General features: G+C 70.1%; 10 protein-coding genes. 7 read left to right on the forward strand and 3 right to left on the reverse strand.

Annotated features, from left to right (window positions below; translation table 11 throughout):
- The first annotated feature begins 21 nt into the window (after positions 1–21).
- From ACIBVP_RS24290 to dacB, 4 genes are all read left to right on the forward strand, one after another.
- A complete protein-coding gene (locus tag ACIBVP_RS24290; RefSeq protein WP_396108558.1) occupies positions 22–687 on the forward strand; it encodes a DUF2461 domain-containing protein in 666 nt (221 codons plus the stop codon).
- A gap of 214 nt (positions 688–901) precedes the next feature.
- Positions 902–2,326 carry a pyruvate kinase gene (pyk, locus tag ACIBVP_RS24295; protein ID WP_396108559.1) on the forward strand — a complete coding sequence of 475 codons (1,425 nt, stop codon included), beginning with the start codon at positions 902–904 and terminating at the stop codon, positions 2,324–2,326.
- A gap of 23 nt (positions 2,327–2,349) precedes the next feature.
- A complete protein-coding gene (gene tesB / locus ACIBVP_RS24300) occupies positions 2,350–3,273 on the forward strand; it encodes an acyl-CoA thioesterase II (RefSeq protein WP_396108560.1) in 924 nt (307 codons plus the stop codon).
- A gap of 80 nt (positions 3,274–3,353) precedes the next feature.
- Entirely contained in the window at positions 3,354–4,901 is a 1,548-nt protein-coding gene (gene dacB, locus ACIBVP_RS24305) for a D-alanyl-D-alanine carboxypeptidase/D-alanyl-D-alanine-endopeptidase (protein WP_396108561.1), read from the forward strand.
- A gap of 335 nt (positions 4,902–5,236) precedes the next feature.
- Here the strand turns inward: dacB and ACIBVP_RS24310 are convergent, their stop codons facing one another.
- Positions 5,237–5,566: a hypothetical protein gene (locus ACIBVP_RS24310; protein WP_396108562.1), complete on the reverse strand. Its 330-nt coding sequence runs from the start codon at positions 5,564–5,566 to the stop codon at positions 5,237–5,239.
- Between the two features lie 325 nt (positions 5,567–5,891).
- Here ACIBVP_RS24310 and ACIBVP_RS24315 point away from each other — a divergent pair, with 325 nt between their 5' ends.
- The 3 genes from ACIBVP_RS24315 (at position 5,892) to ACIBVP_RS24325 (ending at position 10,241) form a co-directional block, all read left to right on the forward strand.
- Positions 5,892–6,743: a helix-turn-helix domain-containing protein gene (locus tag ACIBVP_RS24315; protein ID WP_396108563.1), complete on the forward strand. Its 852-nt coding sequence runs from the start codon at positions 5,892–5,894 to the stop codon at positions 6,741–6,743.
- Between the two features lie 23 nt (positions 6,744–6,766).
- Positions 6,767–6,973, forward strand: coding sequence for a DUF397 domain-containing protein (locus ACIBVP_RS24320; RefSeq protein ID WP_396108564.1), 207 nt, complete (start codon positions 6,767–6,769; stop codon positions 6,971–6,973).
- A 238-nt stretch (positions 6,974–7,211) separates the two neighbouring features.
- Positions 7,212–10,241: a helix-turn-helix transcriptional regulator gene (locus ACIBVP_RS24325; RefSeq protein ID WP_396108565.1), complete on the forward strand. Its 3,030-nt coding sequence runs from the start codon at positions 7,212–7,214 to the stop codon at positions 10,239–10,241.
- On the opposite strand, the gene ACIBVP_RS24330 is transcribed toward ACIBVP_RS24325, so the two are convergent.
- Together ACIBVP_RS24330 and ACIBVP_RS24335 are read right to left on the reverse strand one after the other, a co-directional pair.
- Positions 10,238–10,780 (reverse strand): hypothetical protein, encoded by a 543-nt coding sequence (locus tag ACIBVP_RS24330; protein ID WP_396108566.1) that lies wholly within the window; start codon positions 10,778–10,780, stop codon positions 10,238–10,240. The genes ACIBVP_RS24325 and ACIBVP_RS24330 overlap by 4 nt on opposite strands.
- Complete coding sequence (locus tag ACIBVP_RS24335) at positions 10,777–11,379, reverse strand: peptidoglycan-binding protein (protein ID WP_396108567.1); 603 nt, start codon at positions 11,377–11,379, stop codon at positions 10,777–10,779. The genes ACIBVP_RS24330 and ACIBVP_RS24335 overlap by 4 nt, the downstream gene beginning before the upstream one ends.
- Positions 11,380–11,604 lie beyond the last annotated feature (225 nt).

An 11,604-nucleotide genomic window follows, 5' to 3' on the forward strand; every position in this document is an offset into this window, starting at 1 on the left:
CCCTCGTTGCATACTGCGGCCATGGCGTTCACGGGGTTCGGCGAGCACGCGATCGACTTCTACGACGGCCTGGAGGCCGACAACTCGAAGTCGTACTGGGAGGACAACAAGCACGTCTACGCCGCCGACGTCCGCGCGCCGATGGAGGAGCTGCTCGCCGAGCTGTCACCGGAGTTCGCGACCGAGACCAGCCGGGTCACCGTGTTCCGCCCGTACCGCGACGTCCGGTTCGCGCGCGACAAGACCCCGTACAAGACGCACTGCGGCGGTGTCATCGAGCCGGGACGCGGGGCGGGGGCGTACTACGTGGAGGTCGGGCCGGCCGGGCTGCGGGTCGGCGGCGGGTGCTTCCACCTCGAGTCGGACCAGCTGGCACGCTTCCGCACGGCGGTCGCCGAGGACGTGCACGGCACGGCGCTCGAGGACGTCGTCGCCCGGCTGCGGCGCGGCGGGTGGGAGCTCCGCGGCGAGCAGCTGAAGACCAGGCCGCGCGGCTTCGACGCCGACCACCCCCGGATCGACCTGCTGCGGCACAAGTCGCTGTACGCGATCAAGGTGTGGGAACCGGACGACGCCCTCCACGAGCGGGAGACGTTCAACCGGGTGCGCAAGGCGTTCCGCGCACTGCGGCCGATCAACGAGTGGGCCGCCGATCACGTGGGGATCTCGGAGGTCCCCCGGCGTTGACGGTCAGGGGCGGCCTCGCCCGTCCGGCGAGGACACCACCCCAGCAAACCGGACAAAACCGAAGTTTGAGCCGTGCCACCCAGGGAACGCGGAGGACGGAACAGACCGCCGGACGTCCGGTGGACCAACACCTCGATAACTTTCTGGATCGATCCGCCTATTACTGCTCAGTATTTCGGGATCGTTCCAGCGCAGGGGGCTAAGCTACGTGTCCGTGAGTCGACGAGCGAAGATTGTATGCACTCTGGGGCCAGCGACGGCCACGCCAGAGAAGGTGCGCGACCTGGTCGCGGCCGGCATGGACGTCGCCAGGATGAACTTCTCCCACGGCAGCCAGAGCGACCATAAGCAGGTCTACGACCTGGTCAGGGCCGCTTCCGACGAGTCGGGACGCGCCGTTGGCATCATGGCCGACCTCCAGGGCCCGAAGATCCGTCTCGGCACGTTCGCCGGTGGCAAGGCCGAGTGGCGGGTCGGCGACGTCGTGCGGATCACCGTCGAGGACGTCGAGGGCACCCACGACCGCGTCTCCACCACCTACAAGGGTCTCGCCAGGGACGCGAAGGCCGGGGACCGGCTGCTGGTGGACGACGGCAACGTCGGCCTGACCGTCGTCGAGGTGGCCGGGCCGGACGTGGTCTGCGAGGTCACCGAGGGTGGCAAGGTCAGCAACAACAAGGGCATCTCGCTGCCGGGCATGGACGTCTCCGTGCCCGCCATGTCCGACAAGGACATCGAGGACCTGGAGTTCGCGCTCCAGCTGGGCGTCGACTTCGTCGCGCTGTCCTTCGTGCGCTCGCCCGCCGACATCGACCTCGTGCACCAGGTGATGGACCGGGTCGGCAAGGGCCGCCTGCCGGTCATCGCCAAGCTGGAGAAGCCCGAGGCCGTCTCGAACCTCGAGGCGATCGTGCTCGCCTTCGACGGCGTCATGGTCGCCCGCGGTGACCTGGGTGTCGAGCTGCCGCTCGAGCAGGTGCCGCTGGTGCAGAAGCGCACGATCCAGATCGCGCGCGAGAACGCCAAGCCGGTGATCGTCGCGACGCAGATGCTCGAGTCGATGATCAACAACTCGCGGCCGACCCGTGCCGAGGTCTCCGACGTCGCGAACGCGGTGCTCGACGGCGCCGACGCGGTCATGCTCTCCGGCGAGTCCAGCGTCGGGCGCTACCCGATCGAGACCGTGCAGACGATGTCGCGCATCGTCGAGGCGGTCGAGAGCGAGTCCGTGGTCGTGCCGCCGCTGACGCACGTCCCGCGCACCAAGCGTGGCGTGATCTCCTACGCGGCCCGCGACATCGGTGAGCGGCTCAACGCCAAGGCGCTGGTCGCGTTCACGCAGTCCGGTGACACGGTCCGCCGCCTCGCGCGCCTGCACACCCACCTGCCGCTGCTGGCCTTCACGCCGGAACCCGCCGTGCGCAGCCAGCTCGCGCTGACCTGGGGTGTCGAGACCTTCATGGTGCCCGAGGTCAGCTCGACCGACCTCATGGTCCGCCAGGTCGACAACGCCATGCTGTCCATCGGCCGGTACCAACCGGGTGACCTCGTGGTCGTGGTGGCCGGGTCCCCGCCCGGGACCGTCGGCTCGACTAACCTCATCCGAGTCCACCGGCTCGGGGAGGAAGACCACGCCTGAGCCCCGGCGCAAAGGGTGCTCACATGACCGAAGCGGCACGTCAGGCCGCCGCCGACCTCGCGACGAACCGGGTGCTGCGCGGCCAGCCGGTCCTGGACGGGCTGGTCGCGCTCCTGGACCTGGAGCGCATCGAGGAGAACGTCTTCCGCGGCGTCAGCCCGTCGGACTCACCGGTCCGGGTGTTCGGCGGGCAGGTCGCGGGGCAGGCGCTGGTCGCGGCCGGGCGGACTGTCCCTGCCGAACGGAAAGTGCACTCGCTGCACGCGTACTTCATTCGGCCGGGTGATCCGAGCATCCCGATCGTGTACGAGGTGGACCGCATCCGTGATGGTCGGTCGTTCACGACACGGCGGGTCATCGCGGTCCAGCGCGGCAAGGCGATCTTCGCGTTGTCCGCCTCGTTCCACACCCCCGAACCCGGGGTCGACCACGCCGAACGCATGCCGGACGTGCCGCCGCCGGACGCGCTGCCCTCCCGCATGGAGAGCATGAAGGCCTACGCGGAGAAGCTCGGCCCGATCGCGACCATGCCGCGCCCCATCGACATCCGCTACGTCACCGACCCGCCGTGGGAGGTGCGCGGCCGTCGTGACAACGAGGCCCGCAACCAGGTCTGGATGCGGGCCGACGGCACGCTGCCCGACGACGAGCTGCTGCACGTCTGCGTGCTCACCTACGCCTCCGACATGACGCTGCTCGACTCGGTGCTCGTGCGGCACGGCGTGTACTGGGGCTTCGACCAGGTCATCGGCGCGAGCCTGGACCACGCCCTGTGGTTCCACCGCCCGTTCCGGGCCGACGAGTGGTTCCTCTACGACGCCGAGTCGCCGAGCGCCTCCGGTGCGCGCGGGCTCGCGACCGGCCGGTTCTTCGCCGAGGACGGCACCCTCATCGCGACCGTGGTCCAGGAGGGACTGCTCCGCATCACGAGGAACGAGGACGACTGAGGCCAGGTTGGTGATTGTCATAACGCGCAGGGGATAGGAAGATTTCTCACCAACATCCCCTGTGACCCTGGGAGGCGCTCATGCGTTCCCGCTTGGTTGGTTTGTCCGCACTGGCGGTCGGTGGCCTGCTGGTGTTCGGCGGCGGTTTCACCCCGCCGGTCGTCGCGCAGGACCGCGGTGCGCTCGCCGCCGACCTCGACGCGATCCTCGCCGCGCCCGGGCTGGCGGGCGCCGACGTCGGGCTCGTGGTGACGACGCTCGACGGCGAGACCGTGTACGCCCGGGACTCGGCGGGCAGACAGCAGCCCGCGTCCAACGCGAAGCTCGTGACCTCGATCGCCGCGTTCGACGTCCTCGGCCCCGACCACCGCTTCGACACCACCGTCCACGCCACGGGCAGGACCGACGGCTCCGTGCTGAACGGCGACCTGTACCTCAAGGGCACCGGCGACCCCACGATGCTCGCCGCCGACTACGACGCGCTGGCCGCGCAGGTCGCGGCCGGCGGCGTGGAGGTCGTGCGCGGCAGGCTGTTCGCCGACGACACCTGGTTCGACGACGTCCGCCTCGGCACCAGCTGGGCGTGGGACGACGAGCCGTACTACTACTCCGCGCAGGTCTCCGCGCTGACCGCGTCACCCGACACCGACTACGACGCGGGCTCGATCATCGTCCGCGTCGCGCCGGGCCAGGACGGCGCGGCTGTCGTGACGACCGAACCGAAGACCGATTACGTCAAGATCGTGAACACCGCCGTCACCGGACCGGCGGGCTCACGGAACACGATCACTGTCGACCGTGTTCACGGTGCGAACACGATCACGGTGAGTGGTTCCATACCTTCGGGTGGCGCGACCACCAGCGAGTGGATGGCCGTGTGGGAGCCGACGGGGTACGCCGCCGCACTGTTCCGTGCCGCGCTCGGCAAGCACGGCGTGCGGGTGCTCGGCCCGACGGCCCGCGGCGCGACGCCCGAGGCCGCGCCGGTGCTGGCGTCGCGGCGGTCGATGCCGCTGTCCGAGCTGGCGGTGCCGTTCATGAAGCTGTCGAACAACCTGCACGCCGAGATCCTGGTGAAGGCCATGGGCCGGAAGGTGTCCGGAAAGGGCACGTGGAGCGCCGGCCTGGCGGCGGTCGCCGGGGTGCTGCCGTCCTACGGGGTCGACCCGGCCCGGCTGTCCATGCGGGACGGCTCCGGTCTGTCCAGGATGGACCAGATCGCACCGGACCAGCTGGTGGCGCTGCTCGGCGCGGTGCGGTCGCGGCCGTGGTTCGACGCCTGGTTCGACTCATTGCCGGTCGCGGGCAAGGCGGACCGCATGGTCGGCGGCACGCTGCGCAACCGCATGCGTGGCACCGCCGCCGAGGGCGACGTGTACGCGAAGACGGGGTCGCTGACCGGGGTGAGCGGCCTCTCGGGCTACGTCACGACCACGAGCGGTGAACAGTGGGTGTTCTCGATGGTCACGAACAACTCGATCGGGGTGAACGTGAAGGGCGTCGAGGACGCGGTCGCGGTGCGGCTCGCCGAGGAGGGTGGCGCGGTGACTGCCCGGGCCGTCGTGCCCGCGCCGCGGCTCTCGCCGGAAATGACCGAACTGGAATGCAGCTGGGTGAAGGCGTGCTGAGATTGCGGCCTTCGAGGAGGTGTCACTCAAACGGGTTAACTTGATCGGGTTGATCGTGAATCCCAGTTCCTGGGGTTTTCCCGATTCAGTCAACTCTCCGTATATGTGACGATGTTTCGGGATTGGTTTGCTGGCATCTTTGAATAGTGAAGAACACTCTGAGTTGTCCGCGTGACGACAAAAGGCCACGGGTCCGGAACCTGTCGGGGGGAGGTCCCGGACCCGTGGCACGTCGGGCAGCTCGAGGGAGATGGGGGAGACGAGCCGCTCGACCGGGACGAGCCGCGGGAGTGAGGGGAGCGCCCGGGGCTCGCGTCGTGGGCAGGCTGCGGGGGTCAGCTCCCGAAGGCGACCTGCCTGCGCATCGGGGCGGTGGTCTCAGGGGCTTCCTCTTCGGTGGCCACCAGGCAGAGGTGAGCGGTGAGATACGCCCGACACGGGGCGGGTGCGCGACCGAAACGCCTGGTCCGGCAGCTCGGGCAGCGCCCGTTCGCGTCCGGTGTGTGCTCGTCGAGCACGGCCTTCAGTGCGTCGACCACCCTGGGCAGCTCGAGCCGGGCGACGAGCGCCGCGGCCTGCTCGTCACCGAACTGGGCGCGGTAGGTGATGTTGGTCAGATAGTCGGCCAGCGAGGTTTCCAACTGACCGAAGATCGGACTGCTCACGGTGTGACTCCCCGGGTCCTGGAGGAGGCGGTCGACCTGGGTGCTCGTCCCGAGTTGCGCGAACCTTGCCCACGCGTCAAATTGCTAACGGACGCCACTCCTGGTCTGCCAAGCCTCGGCCGGCGCCAGAGGCTCGGTAAGCAGCTTGCGATGGGAAACAAGCATATTGCAAGTTGCAGTACACGATCGGGTGAAGCACTTTCGGGGTGGATGCAATTGCATACGCTATGCATGCACCCTGATCACGGTTTACGACGTTCTCGTGACAACTCGTGTCCAGATGAGAACATCGATTCGGCAACACCCGTCCAGAGTGAGGTGATCCATGTCGCGAGGTCCCAGCCCGACGGTCCGCCGTCGACGGCTCGCGGCCCGCCTGCGTGAGCTGCGCGAGAACGCCAACCTGACCATCGACGAGGTCGGCGACAAACTGGAGTGTTCGGCATCGAAGATCAGTCGCATCGAGACCGGCCATGTCGGTGTCACCCCGCGGGACGTGCGGGACATGCTCGAGGTGTACGGCGTCGACGACGACGAGCGCGAGGCACTCGTGCAACTCGCGAGGGAAGCGCGCAAGAAGGGCTGGTGGCACGCCTACAACGAGGTGTTCACCGGTTCGTTCGTCGGCCTGGAGTCCGACGCCTCGTTCCTGCACACGCACCAGGCGCTGCTCGTGCCGGGGCTGTTGCAGACCGAGCCGTACATGCGCGCGGTGATCAGGGCGATCCGGCCGGACGTCACCGAGGCCGATGTGGAGCTTCGCGTGCGTGCCCGGATCAACAGGCAGAAGCTCATCACCGAGGAGTCCAATCCGCCCGAGTACTGGGCGGTGCTCGACGAGGCGGTGCTGACCCGTGTGGTCGGTGGGCCGGAGGCGATGCGCGACCAGTTGAAGAAGCTGGTCGAACTGGCCTCGCTGCCGCACGTGACCCTGCAGGTCGTGCCGTTCTCCGCGGGCGCGCACGCCGGCATGGAGGCGCCGTTCCTGATCCTCGGCTTCCCGGAGCAGGCGGATCCCGATGTCGTGTATGTCGAGAACTCCACTTCCGGTGTCTACTTGGAACAACCGGAGGACGTTCATCGGTATACGTTGATGTTTGACCATTTGCGTGCGGCTGCGTTGAAACCGGACGACACCGTCGAGATGGTCGATCGGGCAGCCGACCGGCTGTCCTAGTGCAACACCGAGAGGAGCAGAGCGTGACCGTTTCTGACCTGACCGGGGCGCGGTGGCGCAAGAGCAGCCGCAGCGGCGCGGGCAACGACTGTGTCGAACTCGTCGTGGCCAGAATCGGCGCAGCGGTGCGTGACTCCAAGAACCCGGACGCCGGACACGTCTCGTTCGAGACGACCGGCTGGGACGCGTTCATGGGAGTCGTCAAGGAGGGGCGCCTCGACAGCGTGTGAGGCTCCCCAGGCTGCGCCGGACACCGTCCAGCCCCTGCACAACCGCAGCCCAGGTGCTCTCCTGACCCCGGAGCACCGCCCACGGCCCGCCGGGCCGATCCCTTACCCCCTCACCTCCGTGTTCCCGCCGGATCTGCGTGAACACCCGATGCCGTGCCACCGCCCCTCAGCGGCAGGGTGGCCCCCGTGTTCCTGACCACGAAAATGATGCGCGCCGGCCTGGGTGGGGCGTGACAGTATGCAGAGCGTGGCGCGTCTCGGATCAGGAATTCCACTGGTGGCACGTGACCGGGAGCTCGACCGGTTGCGTGGCGCCTTCGAACAGTCCGCGAGTGGTACCGCCACCGCGATGCTCATCTCCGGCGACGCCGGTGTCGGCAAGACCAGGCTGACCGACGAACTCGCCGCACTCGCGCGGGACAAGGGCGCGCTCGTGCTCACGGGCCGGTGCCTCGACGCGGGTGAGACCGGTCTGCCGTACCTGCCGTTCGCCGAGGCCATGTCGCAGGTCCCCGACCGGGAGCAGGCCGTGCTGGCCCACCCCGCACTCGCGCGCCTGTTCCCCGACGTGACGTTGCCCGTCGGCGCCGAACGCCGCGAGGCGAACATGTCCGCGATCACCGCCGTCGTCCCCGGCGTCGGCGGCCGCGTCGGCAACCGGCCGGAACAGGACATCGGCCAGCTCCAGCTGTTCGACGCGGTGCACGCCTCCCTCACCGACCTCGCCGCGGCGGCACCCGTCGTGCTGGTCCTCGAGGACCTGCACTGGGCGGACGGCTCCACCCGGCGGCTCCTGTCGTTCCTGGTCGCGCGGCTCCGTGACCAGCACATCCTCATCGTCGGCACCTACCGCAGCGACGACCTGCACCGTCGCCACCCGCTGCGGCCGCTGCTCGCCGAGCTGCTCCGCCAGCCCGCGATGGAGCGGATGGAGCTGACACCGTTCAACAACGCCGACTCCCGCCTGTTCGTCAGCTCGCTGGCCGAGGAGGGCCTGCCCGACGACCTGGTCCGCGAGGTCGCGGGCCGTTCCGAGGGCAACGCGTTCTTCGCCGAGGAACTGCTCGCCGCGTACACCGAGGACGGCGACGAGCTGCCCGCCACGCTGGTCGACGTGCTGCTCGCGCGGGTGGAGCGGCTGAGCGAGGCCGCGCAGCGTGTCGTGCGGGTCGCGTCGGTGGCCGGCCGCCGCGCACCGCACGCCCGGTTGCTCGCCGTCTCCGAACTGTCGGAACCCGAGCTGGAGGAGGCGCTGCGCGAGGCCGTGCAGCACCACGTGCTGGTCGCCAAGCGGGACCAGTGGATGGACGTGTACGCGTTCCGCCACGCGCTGCTGTCCGAGGCCGTCTACGGCGACCTGCTGCCGGGCGAGCGGGTGCGGCTGCACGCGGCGTACGCCCGCGAACTGGTCGGTGAGCAGGGCCGCCGCGGCGCCGCGGCCGCGCTCGCGCACCACAGCATGGAGAGCCACCAGCTGCCGCAGGCACTCGCCGCGTCGGTCGTCGCCGCCCGTGAGGCCGCCGACAGCGGCGCGCCCGCCGAAGCGCTCGGGCACCTGGAGCGTGCGCTGAAGCTGTGGGACGGCGTCGCACCCGCCGACCGGCCGGAGGGCATGGACGAGGTGACACTGCTGCGCACGGCGTCGTTCATGGCGGGCAGCTCCGGCGACCCAGAACGGGCGGTGTCGTTCGCGCGGTCCGCGGTGAAGCTCGCGGACGCCGCCGGGGACAAAGAGGTCGGGGCGATGATGCGCAGGCGCCTCGCCTCGGCGCTGTTCGTGGTCGAGGGCCGCGAGGACGAGGCCCGGCAGGCCATCGAACGGGCCTGGGAGCTCGCCGAGGACCTGCCGCCGAGCTGTGAGAAGTCGTGGATCCTCGCCGTGTACGCGCTGATCCTGCGTGCCGAGCGGGAGCCGGTCGAGGCGCGGAAGTTCGCGGAGCTGGCCGTGCGGGAGGCACGGGCGTGCGACGAGGTCGGCGTGATCGCCGACGCGCTGATCACCCTCGGCGCGCTGGACGAGTCGGAGGGCCGCGTCGAAGCGGGCCGGGAACGGCTGCGGGAGGCCATCCGCCTCGCCCGTGACGACGACGCGCTGAGCGTCGAGCTGCGGGCCCGCTACTACCTCGGGTTCAACGCGTACGAGGCCGGTGAGCTGGACGACGCGGTGCGAATCATCGAGGAGGGCGTCGAACGGGCCCGCGACACCGGTCTGACGTGGAGCACGTACGGCTTCGAGCTGCGGGCCATCACGGTCATCGCCCGGTACGCCCGCGGTGACTGGGACCAGAGCGAGGCGGCCGCGGAGCCACCCGGCATGCGGGTGTCGAGCACGGTGTCCGCGCGGCTCGCGGCGGTCGGCAGCTACGTGATGGTGTCGCGTGGGCGGCTCGCCGAGGCGGCCCGGCTGGCGGGGGAGCTTCGGTCGGAGTGGCACCGGGACTTCCAGATCTTCTCGTCCATGAGCGCGGTCGGGGCGGAGCTGGCGCTGTGGCAGGGGCGCCCCGAGGAGGGCGCGAAGCTGGTGAGCGAGGCCGTGGAGTGGGCGGAGCGGGTCGGTGGCCAGTGGGTGCTCGTCAACATCCGGCTGGCCGCGCTGGGAGCCGCGTTGTACGCCGACTGCGCGGAACGGGCCGCCCGGCGCAAGGACGCGGCCGAGCACCGGTCGCTGCTCGACGAGGGGCTTCGGCTGGTCGAGCTGGCGCGCAAGACGGCCAAGTTCGGCCGGCCCCGCACCGGGACGCTCGGGCCGGAGGGACGGGCGTGGCTCGCGCGCGCCGAGGCCGAGGGGAGCAGGCTGCGGGGCCCCAGCGATCCGGCGCTGTGGGAGAAGGCGGCCGCGGCGTTCGGCTACGGCGCCGTCTACGAGCAGGCGATCTGCCGGTGGCGGCTGGGTGAGGCGCTGCTCGGGGCGGAGCGCCGGGACGAGGCGGCGGAGGTGCTGAAGGCGGCGGACGAGGTCGCGGTCCGGTTGGACGCCCGGCCGCTGCGCGAGGCGCTGCGGAAGCTGGCGCGCCGGGGGCGGATCGTGTTGTCCGACGGGCAGACGCCGAGGGAGACGGTGGACCCGTTCACCCCTCGGGAGCGGTCGGTGCTGCGGTTGGTCGCGTTGGGCCGGACCAACCGGCAGGTCGGTGAGGAGCTGTTCATCAGCGAGAAGACGGTGAGCGTGCACCTCTCGCGGATCATGGCCAAGCTGGGCGCCGCCCGTCGTGCGGAGGCGGTCGCCATCGCCTACGACCGGGGGTTGCTGGAGGAGGAGAACGTCTAGGCCGGTCGGCGTGGGGTGAGTCTGGCCGGGGTTACGGGGGCGGCCACCAGCAGCACGATGCCGATCGAGGCCAGTTCCTTCTCGTGGTGGAGGAACCAGCCGCTCGCGGTGTCGTCGGGAACGGGAGTGCGGTTGCCGGTGGGGAGGGCGGTGACCGACAGCGCGTAGGTCGCCGAGCCCTGGATCGTCACCGCTCTGTGCGTGAAGCCGATCGCGCAGTCGCCGGTGAAGGTGATCGTGTTCGGGGCGCGGAAGTCGTGGTGGCTCTGCGTGAACCGGTGCCCCGCCGAGGCGGAGACGCTGGGGGTCGGAGAGCCGAGGCCGCGGACCATCAGTCCTTTCGCGACGGTGCGCAGCGCGGTCAGCGCCCTGGTGCGGTCGTCGGGGCCCGCGGTCGCCAGCACGTCCAGGTCACCCGTCAGACGCAGGTCCACGGTCACCGCGACGTGGCCGATCTCCATGGCCGCGCTCGCCAGTGGGGTCGGGGGCAGCGCGTACCGGAACGCCACGTGGTCGTCGGTCTCGGCGGCGACCATCACGCCACCTCCTCGAGGCCCGCGGTGACCGGTAGCGCGACGACGCCCACCTCGGTGAGCGCTTCGTTGGTGAGCCACTCGGTCACCGACGTGGCCGGAGTCGGCGGGTCGACCGTGACGGCCAGGACGTACTCCGTCGCGTCGGCGGCGCCGGAGAGGGCGCACGTGCCCGTGAACTCGACGGTCGCCGCGGTCACCAGTGCCGCGCTGCCGGGGAGGAACGTGGCGCCGGGGCAGGTCAACACCGGTTCGGCGGACAGGTTCTCGACGGTGAGGTCGGCCAGTGCGTCGACGGCCTCGCCGGTGAGGGTCAGCGCCAGGTGGACCACGACGTCACCGGTCCGTACCTCGGCGGTGGCCACCGGGCCGTCCGGCCAGCGGTAGCGGGTGCCGGTGAGCGCCTGCCACGTCGCCGCGTCCACCACGCCGGTCGGGTCGAGTCCCTGCTGGGCCTGGAAGTGCCGGACGGCACCGTCCAGCGCGGCGTCGAACTCGCCCGACTCGGCGATCACCTGTTGCTGGTAGTGGTGGTTGAGCGACTGCTGGAGGTAGAGCACCCATTCTCCGCCGTCGCCCCCACACAGCTCCGGCTCACCCGCCATGGCACTCCTCCAACACGAGCACAACCCCACACCCGACCGTACGTCCCCGTTGATCACGAAACCGATGGCCAATAGGGCAGAACTTGGGGCGCTCCCCCCGCGAGTCACGCCCCAGAACACCGCGAGTCGCGGGACTGTTCCAAGATCGGTGTTTCTGGCCCGACACGCCGGGCTGATGGTCTGGCGGGATGGGCACTGTGAGTGATGACATCTGATGTTGTGAGT

It is taken from the genome of Actinophytocola sp. NPDC049390 (assembly GCF_044466355.1).
GTDB lineage: Bacteria > Actinomycetota > Actinomycetes > Mycobacteriales > Pseudonocardiaceae > Actinophytocola.